Consider the following 21697-nt stretch of genomic DNA (forward strand, 5'->3'; position numbering starts at 1 on the left):
ATTCACGAAAGTATTTATGACAAAGTAAAAGATGCAATCGTTTCTGCCTACAAACAATTGCGTATCGGGAATCCATTAGACGAAACGAACCATGTTGGTCCGCTAATAGACAAACATGCAGTCGAAATGTACCATCAGGCCCTGGAAAAAGTGGTAGCCGAAGGCGGGAAAATCCTGGTAGAAGGCGGCGTACTTTCAGGAGAAGGATATGAAAGCGGCTGTTATGTAAAACCTGCAATTGCTGAAGCCGAGAACACATTTGAAATTGTACAACACGAAACTTTTGCCCCCGTATTGTACTTATTAAAATATTCAGGAACGGTTGTCGATGCCATTGCAATACAGAATGGCGTAGCCCAAGGATTGTCTTCGGCTATTATGACCAATAATTTAAGAGAAGCCGAATTGTTCTTATCTGTTACAGGATCTGACTGCGGTATTGCCAATGTAAATATCGGAACATCCGGTGCTGAAATTGGTGGTGCTTTTGGCGGCGAAAAAGAAACAGGCGGAGGAAGAGAATCAGGCTCTGATGCCTGGAAAGTTTACATGCGAAGACAAACGAATACCATTAACTACACTACTAGCCTGCCATTGGCACAAGGAATAAAATTTGATTTATAAACTGATTACAAACCAAAAACAAAAATCCCAACAAAGAGAATACCGCATTTTATAAAGCAGTCCTTCCACCATTGCCTAAATAAAATGTTTGCGTTACAATGAAAAAAAAAAAAAAAAACTAAAAAGCGAAATTTTAATTAACCAAAACATTACCAAAATGAAAAAACTACTAGTTAGGAAGCTAAATTTTATTCCTCTACTGTTATGCTTGTGGTTACCAAACCTCAATTTTGCACAAGCGCAAAAAACAATTTCAGGAAAAATTACAGACGAGAAAAACAATACGCTGCCAGGCGTAAGTATTTCTATTAAAGATTCTAAGTACAATGCCGCAACAGACATTGACGGAAATTATACACTGGTATATTCGTCAAGTCTTACAGATCCGATTATCGTTTTTTCTTATATGGGATTCATAGGAAAAAGCGAAGCTGTAAACAACCGCACAGAATTTAATGTGGTGATGCAGGAAGAAACCAATAAACTGAACGAAGTGGTTATTATTGGTTACGGTTCTCAGAAAAAGAGCAATGTTACCGGAGCTATTGCTACCGTTAAAAAAGAAAGCCTCGAAACCAGAGCCACAACAAATCCGGCCGAAGCACTTCAAGGCTTAGTTGCCGGAGTAAATGTGCAAAAAAGCGGTGGTGTTGCAGGAGCAGATGTAAAAGTAAAAATTCGTGGGGTAAATACCTTTGGAGCAACAGAACCACTTTATATTATTGACGGATTTCAAGGAAACATCAATACCGTAAACCCAACAAATATAGAATCTATAGAGGTGCTTAAAGATGGTGCTGCGGCGGCAATTTACGGATCTGTGGCTGCCAACGGTGTAATTATCGTTACTACTAAAAACGGTCAGAAAGAAGGCGTAAAAGTAGATTTCAGTTCATTTTTAAGCATCACAAATCCATCAAAAACTTTAGATTTATTAGATGCTGACGGATATCGTACTGTAAATAAAAGAATGTATGATGAATACAACAAATATGCAACTTCGCCAAAACCGCTTCCGGCTTATATAACGGCTCCATCAGATACCAATACAGATTGGCAGGATGAAGTTTTCCGTTCAGGGCTTACTCAAAACTACGGTTTGGGAGTTCAGGGCAGACAGGGCGATTTTAAATTTGCTTTGTATGGTAATTACGTAAAGCAAAAAGGTATCATAATTGACAATGAATATGGTCAGCAAATGGCCAGCGCAAGAATTAGTTTCAAGAAATCAATTTTTGATATTGACGGAAAAATGGCGTATCAGGCAACGCAAAATGCTTTGCCTAATTTTCAATTAAAAGAGGTATACACCATGTCTCCGCTAGTTCCGGTTTATGATGAAAATGAGCAATACGGTTACGGTTTGTCGAACAAAAATGGTCTTCCGGCAGGAACAAATCCTGTTGCCGAAGAACATTTTAAGAAAAGCAACGAAAAAGGACAGGATATAACAGCAAATATTTCGGTAACGGCAAATATAGCGTCGTGGATAAAATATAAACTGGGTTATTCTTACCGCGTAAAAAACAGCCAGCAAACGGCACATTTCCCTCCTTATATTGCAAATCCAAAAGAGGTGCACCTTTATCCGATGCAAACGGAATTGAGAACAACCTGGGATGAGCAAATTTTAGATAATATTATTACAATTGATAAAACTTTCGGTAAACATGTTTTTGGTTTAATGCTTGGTAATACCATCAACAGCCAATCATCAAACTGGAATCAGGTTAGTGTGGAAGGAAAAACAACCGATTATTCTGTAGAAGACGGACAGTTGGTTTCTATCGACCGTCCGTCCGGGTTTTTAGATCCTGGTTTTGAAACTATTGGTGCAGGAAGAGGTGGAACGTATGCTGCAGATGGTTCAAAATACCAATACAACCGTCTTTCTTTCTTTAGCAGATTAAACTATTCTTTCAAAGACCGTTACTTACTTCAAATGACAATTAGAAAAGATGGTTCGTCTAAATTTGGAGAAGACAGCCGTTGGGGAACTTTCCCCTCTATTGCCTTAGGATGGAAAATTGAGCAGGAAGATTTTTTCCCAAAGGATATGGTTCTTTCAACTTTAAAACTACGTGCAAGCTGGGGACAATTAGGTAACGAAGCTGCTTTAGGATATTACTCTGCAAATACATTGATTAAAACCGGAAATACTTTAGGTTCAGGTTATGTACAAGGAAACGGAAGCAACCCATGGCCGGGAAGTATTGCAATGGCATTAGAAAACAGAAACCTGCAATGGGAAACGACAGATTCTAAGAATATAGGTATTGATTATACCCTTTTGAAAGGAAAAATCAGCGGTTCGATGAACTACTACCATAATGTAACAGACAATTTACTGATTACAAAAAAACTGGCTCCATCTGCGGGAATTGACGACCCGGTTCTTAACGTAGGTAAAATCAGTAACAGCGGATTTGAATTTGAAGTCAATTACCGCGATCAGGTTAATGAATTCAAATACAACGCAGGTTTAAATTTTTCTACTCTTAAAAACAAAGTTGTAGAACTGGCAAACGAAGGACAAACAATCTACGGAGAAGGATTAAAATATGGAGACGAGCATTTTCCAACCCAAGCACGCGTAGGAAGCCCAATTAGTGGATTTTATTTGTACAAAACAGACGGAATTTTCCAATCTGCAGAAGAAGTAAACGCTCATAGCAAAAATGGTGTTTTATTACAGCCAAATGCGCAGCCCGGAGATATTCGTTTCAAAGATTTGAACGGAGATGGTGTTATAGATGAAAATGACAAAGCATACGCAGGAACAGGATTACCAAAATTAGAAGTAAACCTTAGCTTAGGCGCAAGTTATAAAGGTTTTGATTTTTCTGCTTTGATTGGAAGCGGCTGGGGTAATAAATTATACAACGGAAACAGGTATTTCTACGAATCTATGAACTCAGGAACCAATATGCTGGCTTCGACATTGAATTCATGGACACCGGAAAATCACAGTAACATTCCTCGTGCCGTATTACAGGATCCTAACGGAAACAGCCGCGAATCTGATCGTTTCCTTGAGAGTGGCGATTTTATCAGAATGCGCCAGATACAATTAGGATATACTATTCCGACCAAAATTTTAGGGAAAGCAAAAATAGACAAACTTAGATTTTATATAAGTGCTGAAAACTTGTTTACCATCACCAATTATTCAGGTATTGATCCGGAATTCTCACGCGAAAAAATAATTGACACTGGTGTTGACCGTTTTGTTTATCCATTTACAAGATCATTTGTATCTGGTGTTCAGTATATATTTTAATTCTATTTTAAAAAAGACATTATCATGAAAAAGATATTTTTAGTATTATCCACTATAGGTCTGTTCACTATCACAAGCTGTAGTGATTATCTGGACCAAAAATCTCCGGACGAACTTACTTCAGAAAATTTCTGGAGAAACAAAGCCGATGCCGAATCTGCCTTAGGCGCCACTTATGCGCAATTAGAATGTGCTGTTGATGTATGGGCTTTCGCCGAAGTAAAATGGCCGGTTGAGGCTTACCGTGAAGACATAAATGAATTAGGAAGCGACGCTTTAAACTACCAAAACTGGGTAGAACTTTCGACATTTACTTATACTAACGGAAATAGCCAGTTCACGAGTTATTGGAAAATCAATTACAGAGGAATCAGTAATGCCAATCAGGTTATTGATAAATTGCCACAAGTTCCGGCATCCACATTAAGTGATGCGGATCGCAGGCAAATTGAAGCAGAAGCCCGTTTTTTACGTGCTTATTATCACATGAAATTGCTTTTGAACTGGGATCAGATTTATATTAGAAACAAATACATTACTAAAGAAAGCGATCTCAACATTCCGTTATCAACACGTGCACAAGCCTGGGATTTTATTACAAGTGAATTTAAGGCTGCAGCCGATGTACTTCCTGCAAAACAATCTCAGGATAAAACCGGTCGTGCTACAAGCGGTGCCGCAAATAGTTATTTAGGATTTGCCTATATGACCAGAGCTTACGAAGAAACGGCTCAAAAGCAAGCATTCTTAAACGAAGCTCTTACAGCACTTAATAAAGTGCAGGGATATGAGTTGGTAAAAGATTATGTTTCTATGTTTGACGGAACTACCAAAAACACTAAAGAATCGATTTTCGAACTGCAATTCTCAGAAACTACAGCAAACGGAGCTTTCTACCGTAATGCACTTCACTATTGGATGGCAGCAGCTGAACTTGGCGGATGGGATGAAATTATTCCGAGTGCAATGCTTGTAAGCGAATTCAAAAAAGAAGGAAAAATTGCGACTACAGGAAATTATGATTCCCGTTTTTACGGAACCATTTTCTTCAAAGATCCTTACTTCAATGATCCGAACAATCCTTTGGTATTAGGAACTACTTATGATGAAAAATTTGGAGGTACAGACAAACCCGTATATCGTAAATACATCCCAAGTACGCAGGACAAAATGAATCAGGAATTTACAGCAATCAATATTCCGCTTATGAGGTATTCAAATGTATTATTGATGCAAGCCGAAGTCTTGAATGAATTAGGGCGCACCGGAGAAGCTATTCCGTATATCAACAAAGTTCGTAACAGAGCAGATATGCCGGCAATGACAGGTACAACCACAGCTGAGGTAAAAGCACAGATCGAGCACGAAAGAATTTTAGAATTCCCACTCGAGAACTATCGTTTTTATGATTTACGCCGTTGGAGAAAAACAAAAGCCGCACTTGATGCCGTAGGAAGAACTGGTTTTGATGCATCAAAAAACAACTTTTACCCAATTCCTTTGACAGAATTACAAGCGAATTAATCATTTAGCAAAGAATTCGATTAAAGTTTTTTTTCACCACAAATTCCACAAATTATCACTAATTAATCAAATTGATTATTTTTTAAATAATTTGTGGAATTACTTCGCCTGTTCGCTATCGCTCGGGTCGTGGCGAACTCTTTTCTAAAAATATGTAACGCAAAGAAACATTTAGTATATTATATCTAAATAGAAACACCACAAAAACAAAATAACATGGGCAAAAAGAAAATACTTTTTATTCTTGCATCCTTTTTTATAGTCCAATTGGGTTGGTCACAAAAGAGCTTTCCAATCTTAGAATCTGCCAAAAACAGTATCAACTACAAAGGAAACCCAACAAATGCTACAGACAGAAAATCATTGGCATTCTCAGATAAAGGCGCATGGTTTGCATTCGGATTCTTAGACGGATCAGAAGTACAGGCAGGATTTTCAGGACCTTTTTTAATGACAGAACAAAACGGGGTTTGGTTAAGTCCATCGTTTGTTTCGCTTCAGCTAAAGGATGAAAACAAACAGGAAGTCATCAACTGGAAAAGTGCATTGGTTGCTCAAAACAGTTACAACAGCCATTTAGAGCAGGAATTTAAAAACGAAAAAATAGAAATCAAACAGCAATTGGTGTTTTTATCAGCACATTCAGCATTACAAAAAACAAGTATTACCAATAAATCGGGCAAAGTAATCACGCTTTTTCCTTCGTATGATTCGAACATTTTTTTAGATGATTTACAATTATCAAAAGAAGGCAAAACTTTAAAAATCGTTTCCACGAAAAGTACTGCAACAGGTTATATTCAGTTTTTGAACAGTAATCCTGAAATTGAAATTACAAAACAAGGCTATAAAGCTCAGACAGAAAAACTGGTTTTGAAACCAAACGAAACCAAAGAAATTGTAATTGCCCAAACATTTATTTTCGCACAATATTCATGGAAGAATGAAAATGAAGCAATTGCAAAAACAGCATTCAATACCGTATTGAACAACACACAAAAAGAAAAAGAAAAGCAATTAGGACAATTAATTGCCAAAAAGAAAAGCATCTACAAAGACGGAGTCTATTCTGATTTGGTTGCAAAACTAGTATTGACATTACAAAACAATACAAGAATTGCCGCAGAAGGCTTAAAACACGGCGGACTTTTTCCGAGTTACAATTACGAATGGTTTCATGGTTTTTGGGCTTGGGACAGTTGGAAACATGCCGTAGCCGTAGCCAATTACGACGGTGAATTGGCAAAAAATCAAATGCGTGCTTTGTTCGATTACCAGGAACCAAACGGATTTATTCCGGATTGTATCTATAGAAACAATCTTCTTGAAGAAAACAATTACCGAAATACAAAAGCACCGCTTGCCGCTTGGGCAATCTGGAAAATTTATGAAAAAACGAAAGACGTCAATTTTATTAAAGAGTTTTATCCAAAGCTAAAATCATATCATAATTGGTGGTACAAAGAACGTGATCATGATCAGGATGGTTTATGCGAATTTGGATCAACAGACGGAACTTTAATAGCAGCAAAATGGGAAAGCGGAATGGACAATGCCGTTCGTTTTGATGACAGCAAAATCCTGAAAAACGGAGAAAAAGCCTATTCATTAGATCAGGAAAGTGTTGATTTGAATTCATTTTTATATGCTGAGAAAAACTATTTGAATAAAATGGCTGAGGTGCTAAAACTACCCCAAGAAGCTAAAAAATGGAAAGACGAAAACGTAACCTTAAAAGCTAAAATTCAGAATCAGTTTTGGGATGCAGCAACAGGCTGGTTTTACGACACCACAATCGACGGAAAAACATTGATAAAAGCAATGGGATGCGAAGGATATTCGCCAATTTGGTCAGAAGCAGCGACAGCTGAACAAGTAAAAGCAGCAAAAGGAAATATGCTGGACACCAATTCCTTAAACACTTTTGTTCCGTTACCAACACTGGCAGCTAATCATCCTAAATTCAAACCCGAAGGCGGCTATTGGAGAGGACCCGTTTGGTTGGATCAAAGTTATTTCGGAATAAACGGATTAGAAAAATACGGATACACAAACGAAGCAAACGAATTGGCGCACAAACTAATTTATAATGCCGAAGGAGTTTTAGACAAAGGCACATCGATTAGAGAAAATTATCAGCCTGTTACAGGAAAAGGATTAGAAGCCTTTAACTTTAGCTGGTCAGCTTCTCATTATTTAATGCTGATTTTAGAAGATAAATAGTGAGTCAGAATTGATGAATTAAAATCTAAATGATAAAAACATTAAAAAAAAAATCTGCTAAATCTGCGAGAGAAAACTTTTAACACATAGAAACATAGATTTTAAAACCATGTTTCTATGTGTTTAATCAAAGTTTTATAATTTACAGACAATGAGTTAAGAATAACTATCTAAATTTGATTAACACAACAATATTACAAAGTATGTTCAACCAAAATATATCGTTCACAAAAATAGTATTAGCGGCGTTGTTTATTGCAAATTGCAATTCGACGCCTGTTTTTGCTCAAAGTAAAAAAACAACAGTTACTGAAAAGAAAGATCCGCAGCGTTTTTTCTCAAAGCCTGATTTAATGCAAATCGGGGTTTATTATTATCCGGAACAATGGCCAAGAGAACAATGGGAACGTGATCTTAAAAATATTAAAAAACTAGGATTCGAATTTACGCATTTTGCTGAGTTTGCCTGGACTTATATGGAGCCTGAAGAAGGAAAATATGATTTTAAATGGCTGGACGATGCTTTGGCTATAGCCGAAAAACAAGGCTTAAAAGTAATTCTTTGTACACCAACGCCTACCCCGCCGGCCTGGATGGGAGAAAAATATCCTGAGATTTATTTGGTCGATGCAAACGGACGCCGCAGAGAACATGGCAACAGAGCAAATGTATCTATTACGAATGAAAAATACCGTGAATTTACAGATCAGATCGTAACAGAATTAGGAAAAAGATACGGTAAGAATAAAAACATCATGGGTTGGCAAATCGATAATGAACCTTTGGGAACTGCCGATTTTAGCCCTTCTGCCCGCAAAGCATTTCAAACCTGGCTTAAAGCCAAATACGGAACAATCGAAAAACTGAATACAGAATGGGTAGGGAATTTCTGGAGTACGAGGTACAACAATTTCGATCAAATTGTTCTGCCAAATGCAGAGATTTATGTGGAAGACAAACTAAGTCCTCATGCAGTTTTAGATTTTAAAAGATTTACTTCGGATGCACAAGGAGAATATCTTAACAGACAAGCTGAAATTCTTCGTAAATACGTTGACCCAAAACAATGGATTACAACCAACTTTACGAATGTAATTTATGATGCCGATCCAAGAAGTGCTGACAAAATGGATTTTGTTACGTACACAATGTATCCTGTAAGCGGGAGAAATTCATTAGGAGGTCAGAATTTTAGAATGGGACATCCTAACAAAATTTCGGAAGCCAATGATTATTACAGGTCTATAACTGGTATTACCGGTGTTATGGAACTGCAGCCCGGACAAGTAAACTGGGCAGGAATAAATCCGCAATTGCTTCCTGGAACGGTTCACATGTGGATCTCACAGGCTTTTGGCGGAGGCTGTTCTTTTACCTGCACCTACAGATACAGACATCCACTGGGAAGCAGCGAAATGTATCATGACGGAATCGTAGGAACAGATGGTGTAACATTGAGTGAAGGCGGGAAAGAGTTTGTACAATCGATCGAAGACATGAAATTGCTTCGTAAAGAATACAATCCAAAAGCGGTAATTCCGGAGAATCTTTCGAAAAGAAAAACAGGCTTTTTATGGAGTCATGAAAATCTTTGGGATTTAGAAAACCAAAAACAAACGGAATTCTGGAGTACGTGGAGACATAGAACTACTTATACATCAGCTGTAAAATCAACTGGCGCACCTATGGATTTTATTACAGAAGAAGACGATTTCTCGACTTATCCGTTTATTGTAGCTCCGGCTTACCAACTGATCGATCAAAAATTAGTCGAAAAATGGACTAAATATGTAGAGAACGGAGGAAATTTAATTCTTTCCTGCCGTACGGGTCAAAAGGATAGAAACGGACATTTCTTTGAAGCCAAATGGAATGCACCAATCGTACCTTTAATTGGTGCCGATGTAGAATTCTTTGACATGCTTGTTGAAGACGTAAACGGAACAATAACTGCCGGAACAAATACTTATAAATGGAATACCTGGGCTGATGTTTTAAACCCGAAACAAGGAACAGAAATTTTGGCTACTTATGCAGATCAGTTTTACAAAGGCAAAGCAGCGGCGGTTACCAGAAAATTAGGCAAAGGAACAATCACGTATATTGGTGCAGAAAGTAAAGACGGAAACTTAGAAAGACAAGTAGTTCGAACAATTTACGAACGTGCAAAAGTTGCCATCGAAGACTTGCCAAAAGGAGTATTTATCGAATGGAGAGATGGTTTTTATGTAGGTGTAAACTATACAAACGAGGCTATCAACTTGCCAATTCCAAAAGGAAGCAAAATATTGGTAGGACAAAATCCGTTGCAACCGGCTCAGGCTGTTATTTGGAAATAAAAAGTTTACAATGAAGTAAAAGTTAGCCACGAATTCACGATTTTTTTTAACAAAATCCATATAAATTCGTGAATTCGTGGCGAAAAAAAACAACTATAATTATAACCTGCAAGGTCAGAAAAAGACCTTGCAGGATTACTTAAACATACAAAAAAATAACAATGACTTTTTCAGAAGCAACTATTCAGGATTTAGTAAAAGAACATTACGGATTAAATGTGTCCGTAAAAGCATTAAATGGATATGACGAATTAAATTTTCTTTTATCGAATGAGAAAAACGAAAAATACATTCTAAAAGTATCCAATGAAAGTCATCCGTTTCCTTTTTTAGAAGCGCAGATTAGCATTATTCAGCATCTTAAAAAAAGCAGTATTTCAGATTGTTTTCAACATTTTAGCATCAATAAACAAGGAGAAGAATTAACTAAAATAGTTAAGGGTTCTAAAGTGTACTACATCAGGATCCTAAACTTTTTAGAAGGTACTTTCTGGGTGGACGAAAAAGACAAAACAAGCGAATTACATCACAACTTAGGTTCTTTTTTAGGCAAAATGGATCATGCGTTACAGGATTTTTCACATCCGGCAATGCATCGCAGCTATACTTGGGATATAAGCCGTGCGAGCGAAGCAAGTGACAACTTAAAATATATTTTAAATCACGAAAAAAGACGTATTGCAGGATATTTTCTGCTGCAATTTGATACTGAGGTTTTGCCACAAATACACCGTTTAAGACATGCTTATATTCATAACGATGCCAACGATTATAATGTACTGGTTCAAGAAAATCGCATTAACGGATTGATCGATTTTGGCGATATGGTTTATACCGCATTGATCAATAATTTGGCAATAGCCTGTACTTATGCAATGCTCGACGAAGAAGATCCGTTGGGAGTTGCGGCTGCGATTGTTGCAGGATATCATAAAGCGTACGCATTGACAGAGCAGGAATTGGATTTATTGTATTATTTAATTGCCGGACGACTTTGTATTAGCGTCACACAATCGGCGTATAATGCGTCATTAGACAGTAATAATGAGCATCATTTTATTACTGAAAAACCAGCTTGGGATTTGTTGTATAAGTTAATCCAAATTAATCCAATCAAGGCACAGGATACTTTTAGAAAAGCGTGTGGTTTTACCGGATTAATCAATGAAGACGATTATAGCGATTTACTGGAAGTGCGTAAAAAGAAAATAGGTCGAAATCTAAGCATTGGTTACAAAGACAAATTGAAAATTGTAAAAGGAGCTTTGCAATATTTATACGACGATAAAGGAAGAACATTTGTAGATTGTGTCAATAATCCTTCGCATGTTGGGCATTGCCATCCGGTTATAGTTCGAAAAATGCAAAAGCAAATTGCCACTTTAAATACCAATACCCGATATCTAAATGATGCCATAACCGAATATGCCGAAAAATTAACCGCAACATTACCGGAGAAACTAAGCGTTTGCTATTTCGTAAATTCAGGTAGTGAAGCCAACGATTTAGCAATCAGAATGAGTCGTCATTTTACCAAACAAAAAGATATTATTGTATTAGATCATGCTTATCACGGAACTTCTACGGTAGCAATGGAAATGAGTCCGTATAAATTTGACAGCAAAGGCGGTTCTGGTCAAATGCCGTGGATCCACAAAGCGATTAATCCGGATTTGTATCGTGGTCCGTATAAATATGGCGATGCAAAAGCAGGCGAAAAATACGCGGCAGATGTTCAAAGAATCATCGAAGACCTAAAAAAGGAAAACAAAGCGCCTGCCGTATTTATTTGTGAAACTTTATTGGGCGTTGGAGGTCAGATTCCGTTACCGGAGAATTATCTAAAAACGGCTTACGAATATGTCAGAGCAGCCGGAGGTGTTTGTATTGCCGATGAAGTTCAGGTTGGTTTTGGCAGAATTGGAGATCATTTCTGGGGATTTGAATTGCAAAATGTAGTTCCGGATATTGTAGTTTTAGGAAAACCAATTGGTAACGGTCATCCTTTGGCAGCTGTAATTGTAACAGAAGAAATTGCAGATGCTTTTAATAACGGACTGGAATATTTCAACACCTTTGGCGGAAATCCCGTTTCTATGACAACAGGATTAGCCGTTTTAGATGTTATTCAGGAAGAAGAAATGCAGCAACATGCCTTAGAAGTTGGAAATCATTTGATGAACGGACTTAAAGGTTTAATGACAAAATATCCAATCATCAGTGACGTTCGCGGACATGGATTGTTCATTGGTGCCGAAATGGTAAAAGACAGAACAACAATGGAACCAGCAGTTCCTGAAATAGATATCGTAGTCGAAAAACTGAAAGCCAACGGCTATTTATTAAGTACGGACGGACCTTTACACAATGTCTTAAAAATAAAACCACCAATGCCGTTTAGTAAACAAAATGCGGATGAAATGGTAAGATTATTAGATATCGCATTAAGCGAATTGTAAAAGAAATCTCGGCACAAAGGCACAAATTCGCCAAGGTTTTTGTGCTTAAACTTTGCGTCTTAGCGCCTTTGTGGCGGGAATTATATATAAGTATTAAAATGAATGATAATAATATCCTTTCCAAGAGTTCTATTCATCTTGAAGGTTTAGAAAAACAATTAGAGGGTAAATTATTTTACGATCATACCATGCGTTTGCTTTACGCAACAGATGCCAGCGCTTATAAAGAAATGCCTTTGGCGGTAGCGATTCCGAAAACAAAAGAAGACATTCAGAAAATTATTGCTTTTGCAAGAGAGAATAATAGCAGCGTGATTCCGCGTGCGGCGGGAACTTCGCTTGCAGGTCAGGTAGTTGGAAATGGGATCATAGTTGATATCTCGCAGGAATTCACCAAGATTATCTCAGTAGATCAGGTAAATAAATCGGCTTGGGTAGAACCTGGCGTAATTCGAGATGAACTGAATCTTCATTTGAAACCGTACAAACTCTTTTTTGGACCTGAAACTTCGACAAGTAATCGCTGTATGATTGGCGGAATGGTCGGGAACAATGCTTGTGGCGCAAGATCCGTCATTTATGGATCTACGCGTGAACATTTACTCGAAATCAAAGGTTTTTTGGCCGATGGCAATGAAGTTACTTTTGGTTCGTTAACAAACGCCGAGTTTGAAGACAAATGCAATGGAATCAATGTTGTAAGCCCTTTAGAACAAGCGATTTATGTTCAGGCAAAAGAAATATTATCCTCTGCTGAAAACAGAACTTTATTCGAAGATAATTTCCCCAAGAAAACAATTCCGAGAAGAAATACAGGTTATGCTTTGGATTTACTGGCAGATTCTATGCCTTTTGGAGCTTTTGATGAAAAATTCAATTTTTGTAAATTAATTGCAGGATCTGAGGGAACTTTATTTTTTTCTACGGCTATAAAACTAAATTTAGTTGAGGCGCTGAAACCTTTTGCCGCTTTAATATGCATTCATTTTGACAGTATCAATGAAGCGCTAAAAGCAAATATAGAAGCGCTGAAATTTAATCCCGATAGTGTCGAGTTAATTGACCATTATATTTTGGAATGTACCAAAGAAAACATTGAGCAAAGCAAGAATCGTTTTTTTGTAAAAGGAGATCCTCAGGCCATTTTAGCAGTTGAGTTTTTAAGAAATTCACAAGAAGAAATTGATACAGTTGCAAAAGAGATGGAAGCTTTAATGCGTTCTAAAAATCTAGGCTATCATTTTCCGATTGTGTACGGTGACGACACCAATAAAGTCTGGGCATTAAGAAAAGCGGGGTTGGGTTTATTATCGAACATTCCGGGTGATGCAAAAGCCGTTGCCGTCATTGAAGATACGGCTGTAGATGTGAATGATTTACCGGATTTTATCGAAGATTTTAATGCCATATTAAAAGAGCGAAACTTAAACTGTGTGCATTATGCGCATGCGGCAACGGGAGAATTACATTTACGTCCTATTATAGATTTAAAAACAAAAGAAGGCACAGCAATCTTTAGAACCATAGCCACGGACATTGCTCATTTAGTAAAGAAATACAAAGGTTCTTTGAGCGGAGAACATGGTGACGGAAGACTTCGAGGAGAATTTATTCCGCTAATGTTAGGCGAAAAAATCTATCAATTGTTTATCCAAATAAAACAAGTTTGGGATCCTTGGGGCGTTTTTAATCCGGGTAAAATTGTCAATACACCACCAATGGATTCCAGTTTAAGATACACGGCAGGTCAGGAAACACCAATGCCGGAAACGTATTTTGATTTTTCTGAACATAACGGAATCCTGCGCGCTGCCGAAATGTGCAACGGATCCGGTGATTGCAGAAAAACAGAGAAAAGCGGTGGTACAATGTGCCCAAGTTATATGGCGACACGCGACGAAAAACATACGACACGCGCCAGGGCAAACATGCTGAGAGAAACCATTACAAACTCGACAAAAGCGAATAAGTTTGACGACGAGAATCTTCTCGATGTACTTGATTTATGTTTAAGCTGCAAAGGTTGTAAATCTGAATGCCCTTCGAATGTTGATATGGCAAAATTAAAAGCAGAAACATTACAACAATATCATGACAAAAACGGAGTCAAATTCCGTTCGAGATTAATTGGAAATACACCAAAAATAAATCAATTGTTTGCTGCAATTCCGTGGATGTATAATTTCTCTACAAAAGGAGCTTTGGGAAATGCCATCAAAAAGGCAACTGGTTTTGCTACAGAAAGAAAACTGCCTTTGATGCACAAAATCACTTTTGCCAAATGGATGAAAAATCACATTCAACAAGGAAATTTTGCAAATGGCAAAGTATATTTATACAATGATGAATTCCTTAATTATTATGATGTCGAAATTGGTCAGACAACCGTCAAGCTTCTGAATCGTTTGGGTTATCAGGTTGAAATTCCTAAAATCGGAATCAGCGGAAGAACTTATCTTTCGAAAGGAATGCTTAAAGAAGCACGAGAAATTGCCGAACAAAATACCCGGGATTTTGAGAGGACAATTCCTGAAAACGGTATTTTAATAGGAATCGAACCTTCGGCAATATTGAGTTTTCGGGATGAATATCCTGATTTATGCCGTGGCGATTTAAAAACAAAAGCGAAAGTATTTGCTAAAAAAACTTTTTTGATTGAAGAATTTTTAGCCAAAGAACTTGACGCAGGGCGAATTTCATCTGACAGTTTTACTGATAAAACAGAGCGGGTTCGCATGCATGGACATTGTTTTCAGAAAGCTTTGTCATCATTGGTTCCGTTAAAGAAAATTTTAATGTTGCCAAAAAATTATACTGTTCTTAATATTCCAAGTGGCTGTTGCGGTATGGCGGGATCTTTTGGTTACGAAAAAGAACATTATGATATTTCTATGAAAATAGGCGAATTGGTTTTATTCCCAACCATTCGTTCAGAAGAAGAGGCGACATTAATTTCGGCATCCGGAACAAGCTGCAGACATCAAATATCAGATGGTACAGGCAGAAAAGCACAACATCCGGTAGAGATACTTTATGAGGCTTTAGCATAAGTTGAAATGGAATACCAGTATAAAATAAACAATTTGCCACAACAAAGCAGTGATAGTTTTTTAAGAAGTAAAAGATAGCGTAGTGCTATCTTTTTTTGTTACGTTCAAAAGGGTATCTTTGCCGCTTAAATAAAGAAAATCAGTCTTTTTAAAGCTAGAGACTAAATTAGAGAGCTGTAGGTCTCACAACATTACAACTATTTAATTTTAAGCAACTTAATAACATGAATTACTTATCTGTAGAAAATATTTCCAAATCATTTGGCGAAAGAACCTTATTTGATAACATTTCTTTTGGAATCAATAAGGATCAAAAAATTGCTTTCATTGCCAAAAATGGCTCTGGAAAAACAACTATTATGAGTATTATCAATGGTTTGGAAGAACCGGATACAGGTCAGGTAGTTTTAAGAAAAGGGATCAAAATGGCTTTTCTTTCACAAAACAATAACTTACAAGAAGAGCTGACAATTGAAGAAAGCATATTTGCATCGGATAATGAAACGCTGAAAGTTATCGAAGCCTACGAAAAAGCCCTTGAAAATCCAGAAGACGAAGAAGCTTATCAAAAAGCTTTTGACGGAATGGACCAGCATAATGCCTGGGATTTTGAAACACAATACAAGCAAATTCTGTTTAAATTGAAACTGGAAAACTTTAAACTAAAAGTAAAAAGTCTTTCCGGTGGTCAGAAAAAACGTTTGTCATTGGCTATTATCCTGATCAATCGTCCTGATTTATTAATTCTGGATGAACCTACCAATCACCTGGATCTTGAAATGATCGAATGGCTGGAAAGTTATTTTGCCAAAGAAAATATTACACTGTTTATGGTAACGCACGACCGTTTCTTCCTGGAACGTGTATGTAATGAAATCATAGAATTAGACAACGGAAAACTATACCAATACAAAGGAAATTATTCGTACTACTTAGAGAAAAAAGAAGAACGAATTGCTTCTGAAAACTCTAGTGTTGACAAAGCCCAAAACCTATTCGTAAAGGAATTGGAATGGATGCGCCGTCAGCCAAAAGCGAGAACGACAAAATCGAAATCACGTCAGGATGACTTTTATGTAATAAAAGAAAAAGCACAAAGCCGCCGTCGCGAAAATAAAGTCGAGCTTGAAATCAATATGGAACGTATGGGAAGTAAGATTATCGAGCTTCACAAAATTTCAAAAAAATTCAAAGACCACGTTATTTTAGATAACTTCAGTTTTGACTTCCAACGTGGAGAACGTATCGGAATTATTGGTAAAAATGGTACCGGAAAATCAACTTTCCTTAATTTATTGACGGGAACTCTTCCACTCGATTCCGGAAAAGTTGTTGTTGGCGAAACCATCAAAATTGGGTATTATACCCAAAGCGGAATCAACCCAAAACCGGGACAGCGTGTTATCGATGTTATAAAGGAATACGGAGAATATATTCCGTTAATGAAAGGAAAGATTATTTCGGCTTCACAATTATTGGAGCGTTTCCTTTTTGATGCCAAAAAACAATACGATTTCGTTGACCGATTAAGCGGTGGAGAATTAAAACGTTTGTACTTATGTACTGTTTTAATTCAGAATCCTAACTTCCTTATTCTCGATGAACCTACAAACGATTTGGATATCGTAACATTAAATGTACTGGAAAGTTTTCTTTTGGATTATCCGGGATGTTTAGTAGTTGTTTCTCACGACAGGTACTTTATGGATAAAATCGTAGATCACTTATTCATTTTCAGAGGACAAGGTGTTGTTGAAGATTTCCCTGGAAACTACTCTGATTTCAGAGCGTATGAAGACAGTGCCGATGTAGCTCAAAAAGAAGAAAACAAGGCAGAGAAAAAAGACTGGAAGCAAAATAATCCAACCGGAAACCTGACTTTTAACGAGCAAAAAGAATATCAAAAACTGGAAAGAGAAATCAAGGATTTAGAAATTGACAAAACTAAAATCGAACAATTATTCTCTGACGGAAAAGTAGCAGACGCTGATATTGAGAAAAAAGCAAACGAATTGCAAAACATCATCAATAAAATAGATCAGAAAGAAGAGCGTTGGTTTGAACTTTCGGCTAAAATCGAGGGATAAATACTACACTTGTATTCACAAAGAAAACGCAACGCCCCGCTAAGATTTTTTTTTGTGAAGCTTTGTGCTTTCTTTGTGAATCTCTGTGAAACAAAAAACAATTCAATTTTATTATATTTGCCTGCATTAAAAAAAAAAAAAACATATGAAATACTTATTATCAGCAATTTTTGCAATGACTTTATTTGTTTCTTGTTCTTCTAGCGACAAAGATTCAAAAAAAACAGACTACACTGTCGAGAACGAAAAAGAAATCACTGATTACATCGCCAAAAACAAACTAACAGCAACAAGAACTGCTTCTGGTTTGTATTATATTATCAACGAGCCTGGAACAGGAGCTCAGCCCACAGCAACTTCAAATGTAACTGTAGCTTACAGAGGATATTTTACCAATGGTCAAATATTTGATCAAAGCGCACAAGGAATTTCTTTTCCATTAAATAAAGTAATTCAAGGTTGGACAGAAGGTATTCCTCTTTTTAAAGAAGGAGGTAAAGGAGCTTTACTAATACCTTCACATTTAGGTTACGGAAATTCCGGCACTAATGGTATACCGGGAGGCGCAGTATTGATTTTTGATATTAATTTACTTAAAGTCAATTAATAAAAACTCAAAAGATCTAAAAAAAAGCCACAACAGAAAAATTATTTGTTGTGGCTTTTTTTTATGAAGCAGAAAAACAGAGACTGCGACCGCGACTGAAAACGAATCCTACCAGGGAATCGGGTTATAATCTTTCAGGAATTTTCCGCACCAGTGCTTTCCGGTATTGATTCCGTCAAACAAAGGATCCATTACACGTGCTGCTCCATCTACAATATCCAATGGTGGTTGAAAATCTTCTAATTCCTGTTTCTTTTTCGCCAATTCAGCAGGATCTTCATCGGTTACCCAACCTGTATCAACAGCATTCATAAAAATACCGTGTTTGGCCAAAGTTCCGGATGATGTATGCGTTAACATATTCAAAGCGGCTTTTGCCATATTCGTATGCGGATGACGGTCTTCTTTAAAGAAACGATGAAACTTACCTTCCATAGCCGATACATTTATAATATGTTTTTTTCCTGTATTGTCTTTTTTCATCACTTCCGAAAGTCGGTTACACAATACAAAAGGCGCAACAGAATTTACCAGTTGCACTTCGATCATTTCGGTCGTTTCAATTTGTCCCAGACGCAAACGCCAGCTGTTTGTTTTACGCAAATCGACTTGTTGTAAATCGGCATCGAGTTCTCCTTCCGGAAAAACTTCATTGGCCACCAATGCATTATCGAAAGAATACGGAATTTGAGACAATTGGGCCGAAGCGCGCAAACCAATTCCGGGTTCAGGTCCGTGCCAGGTTACCGGCATATTTTCGTTTGAAGAAGCTCCGGATGTCAGCATTTTTAATTCATCCAGACAATTCAAATGATCCCCTAATAATTCCTGTGCTTGTTTAGGCAAGGCATGTATTGGTAATGCTTCATTTTGCATTAAATGCGAATAAAATCCTGCCGGACGTCTCACCGTTTGAGCCGCATTATTAATTAAAATATCTAAGCGTTCGTATTTTTGCTCAATAAAATTGCAAAAAATCTCCACACTTGGTATGTGTCTTAAATCTAAACCGTGAATTTTTAAGCGATGTCCCCAATCCATAAAATCATCTTCTTTGGCAAAACGCAAAGCCGAATCTACCGGAAAACGGGTTGTAGCAATAACAGTTGCTCCGCCACGCAAAAGCATCAAAGTAATATGATAACCAATTTTTAACCGGGAACCGGTAATAATAGCCACTTGCCCTTTTACATCGGCGGTCTGGAAACGTTTGGCATAATTAAAATCACCGCAATCTGTACACATTGTGTCATAAAAGTGATGCATCTTGGTAAATTCCGTTTTGCAAACGTAACAATTTCTGGGTGTTTCGAGTTCTAATTGTTCTTTATGGGTAAGATCAGTATACGCTAATAATTTAGGAGCAACAAATACACTCGCCTCACGCGCATGACGAATACCGGTTTCTTTACGGGCCGTTTTGTCTTTCTTCTCTTTTTTACGTTTGGCTGCCTGTACGCCGTCTTTAATTCGCCTTGAGAATTCATCTCTGTCAGGTCTCGAAAACATTCCTGCTTCCCTGATCAAAGCGATTCGTTGTTCCTTCGGAATATCAAATATCAGATCTGTATTCGTATTCAATTGTGCTAAAACAGCAATGCATCGATTAATTTCTTCAGAAGATATCTTACTTGTATCCTCTATTTCTTGCTTCAACATCATAAAAAACGTATTACTATTAGCTTAAAATTAAAGTTCGCAAATATAGTCTTTTTAAAAGTTGGAAAAGTTCAAAATCAAAAGTCATAAAGCAACATCCATGTCTTTAAAACTTTCGACTTTACGACTTTCGACTTTTTTGTATCTTCGCGCCTACTTGTAAACATTGATATGCTATTTCAGATAAAATCTTATTTAAAATTCCTTTGGGAATCAAAAAATGAACATGGAGTTCATTCGCCGTTTGTGTTTAGTTTATTGACAAAATGTTTTTACGACAAGAAACCAAAACCCGAATATTCGATCCTGAAAAACTATCGAAAATCATTACTCCATAACAAAAACTTTATTGAAGTAACTGATTTTGGTGTCGGTTCAAAAGTATTTAAATCAAATAGAAGACAGATTTCGAAAATTGCATCAACAGCAGGAATTTCTCCAAAACGTGCCGAATTATTATTTCGGGTAACCAATTATTTTCAGCCAAAAAATATTCTTGAAATTGGAACTTCATTGGGATTAGGAACTTCTGCTCTGGCATTGGGCAATAAAGATTCTTTTTTACTTAGTCTTGAAGGTTGCCAAAATACACTTTCAGTTGCTGAAAATTTATTTAATGAACAATTTCCAGATTTTAACTTTGAGTTTCTAAATTTAGAATTTGGTGAATTCTTGAAAGATTCTGCTACTATTTGTGATTGGAACCTAATATATTTCGACGGTAACCACTCAAAGAAAGCCACTATCGCTTATTTTGACCTTTTATTACCAACAATAACAAATGATGCTGTTTGGATTTTTGATGATATTCATTGGTCTATAGAAATGGAAGAAGCGTGGGAAATCATAAAAAACCATCCAAAAGTAACCGTAACCATTGATACCTTTCGATGGGGATTTGTATTTTTTAGGTATGAGCAGGAAAAAGAACATTTTGTCATCAGGGCATAAAAAAAAGACAACCATTTCTGATTGCCTTTTAATACTAATTCAATTTATTCAATTATTTTTTTGCAGCTGCTGTTTCTTCAGATTTAGCACCCATTCTGTTAACAGTATACATTGGGGCAAATTTCAATTTCAGACCTGCGATTTTTCTATTATCAGAAGATGTTAGGCCTTCTTTTTCAACCGTATTTTTTCGGCTGTCAAGTGCTTCGTACATCAGTTTAACTTCATCCCAGTCTTCACGGGAATATTTATCTTTATTATTCTCTACAGTATGCACGAACTGTTGGTATACACTATGAATATTTTTAGCGTTTACCCAATCAAAATTCATATCATCTCCAATTTTTCCTTCACCAAATAAGGCGTTTCTCAATTGTTGTTTTGGGCTTGGAGCGGGAGGGGCAAAAACGGTGGTCATTTCATTTTTGAATTCTTCGTATTTGATTTTACTCGCATTTATCTTTTCTGTAGCAGCTGAGTTGTCTTTAATATCTGCAAGTGCCATTTGAGCATCTGCAGCTTTTCTGTCATACTCTGCTTCAACATCTTTCCAGTCTGCTTTCAAATCGTCTGCTTTTACATTTTTAACTGAATCGACGTAGGCTACATAAGAGTCGATTGTTTTTTGAGCTTTCTCTTGTTTCTCATCTTTACACGATGTAAAAGCCAATGCAACTAATGCAATTCCTGATAATAATTGTATGTTTTTCATAATTCTGATTATTTAAGATTAGATATTAACAAATGTAGGCTACAAAACCGCGCTTAATATTACATAATTATCACTTTTACAATATTTAAAACATTATAATTCAATAAAATCATAAAAAAATGGTAATTATACAAAAACAATCCGAAACGATATAACATCTTTTTCTGTGATTAATTTATAAT

12 protein-coding genes are annotated in these 21697 nt (G+C 36.7%); 10 read left to right on the top strand and 2 right to left on the bottom strand.

Annotation, left to right across the window (positions count from 1 at the left end):
- The 9 genes from B0A67_RS22420 to B0A67_RS22460 form a co-directional block, all read left to right on the top strand.
- Window positions 1-624, top strand: a 624-nt coding sequence (locus B0A67_RS22420) for an aldehyde dehydrogenase family protein (protein WP_123887468.1), incomplete at its 5' end; no start/stop codon positions are given.
- 157 nt (window positions 625-781) lie between these two features.
- Complete coding sequence (locus B0A67_RS22425) at window positions 782-3904, top strand: SusC/RagA family TonB-linked outer membrane protein (RefSeq protein WP_072961679.1); 3123 nt, start codon at window positions 782-784, stop codon at window positions 3902-3904.
- 24 nt (window positions 3905-3928) lie between these two features.
- Window positions 3929-5428 (top strand): RagB/SusD family nutrient uptake outer membrane protein, encoded by a 1500-nt coding sequence (locus B0A67_RS22430; RefSeq protein WP_072961683.1) that lies wholly within the window; start codon window positions 3929-3931, stop codon window positions 5426-5428.
- Between the two features lie 216 nt (window positions 5429-5644).
- Window positions 5645-7651, top strand: coding sequence for an MGH1-like glycoside hydrolase domain-containing protein (locus tag B0A67_RS22435; protein WP_072961686.1), 2007 nt, complete (start codon window positions 5645-5647; stop codon window positions 7649-7651).
- 203 nt (window positions 7652-7854) lie between these two features.
- A complete protein-coding gene (locus B0A67_RS22440) occupies window positions 7855-9990 on the top strand; it encodes a beta-galactosidase (protein WP_072961690.1) in 2136 nt (711 codons plus the stop codon).
- Between the two features lie 161 nt (window positions 9991-10151).
- Entirely contained in the window at window positions 10152-12449 is a 2298-nt protein-coding gene (locus B0A67_RS22445; protein WP_072961693.1) for an aminotransferase class III-fold pyridoxal phosphate-dependent enzyme, read from the top strand.
- Between the two features lie 98 nt (window positions 12450-12547).
- Window positions 12548-15499, top strand: a complete 2952-nt coding sequence (locus tag B0A67_RS22450; protein ID WP_072961696.1) for an FAD-binding and (Fe-S)-binding domain-containing protein — start codon at window positions 12548-12550, stop codon at window positions 15497-15499.
- A gap of 224 nt (window positions 15500-15723) precedes the next feature.
- Window positions 15724-17586, top strand: a complete 1863-nt coding sequence (locus tag B0A67_RS22455; protein ID WP_072961700.1) for an ABC-F family ATP-binding cassette domain-containing protein — start codon at window positions 15724-15726, stop codon at window positions 17584-17586.
- 145 nt (window positions 17587-17731) lie between these two features.
- Complete coding sequence (locus tag B0A67_RS22460; RefSeq protein WP_072961703.1) at window positions 17732-18193, top strand: FKBP-type peptidyl-prolyl cis-trans isomerase; 462 nt, start codon at window positions 17732-17734, stop codon at window positions 18191-18193.
- 108 nt (window positions 18194-18301) lie between these two features.
- On the opposite strand, the gene B0A67_RS22465 is transcribed toward B0A67_RS22460, so the two are convergent.
- Window positions 18302-19855, bottom strand: a complete 1554-nt coding sequence (locus B0A67_RS22465) for an SDR family NAD(P)-dependent oxidoreductase (protein WP_394364377.1) — start codon at window positions 19853-19855, stop codon at window positions 18302-18304.
- 168 nt (window positions 19856-20023) lie between these two features.
- Between B0A67_RS22465 and B0A67_RS22470 the strand changes: the two genes are divergently transcribed.
- Window positions 20024-20803, top strand: a complete 780-nt coding sequence (locus B0A67_RS22470; protein WP_072961711.1) for an O-methyltransferase — start codon at window positions 20024-20026, stop codon at window positions 20801-20803.
- A 52-nt stretch (window positions 20804-20855) separates the two neighbouring features.
- Here B0A67_RS22470 and B0A67_RS22475 read toward each other — a convergent pair whose 3' ends face one another.
- Window positions 20856-21515, bottom strand: coding sequence for a DUF6565 domain-containing protein (locus B0A67_RS22475; RefSeq protein WP_072961714.1), 660 nt, complete (start codon window positions 21513-21515; stop codon window positions 20856-20858).
- Window positions 21516-21697 lie beyond the last annotated feature (182 nt).

The sequence above is a fragment of the Flavobacterium aquidurense genome (genome assembly GCF_002217195.1).
In the GTDB taxonomy this organism is placed as follows: Bacteria; Bacteroidota; Bacteroidia; order Flavobacteriales; family Flavobacteriaceae; genus Flavobacterium; species Flavobacterium frigidimaris.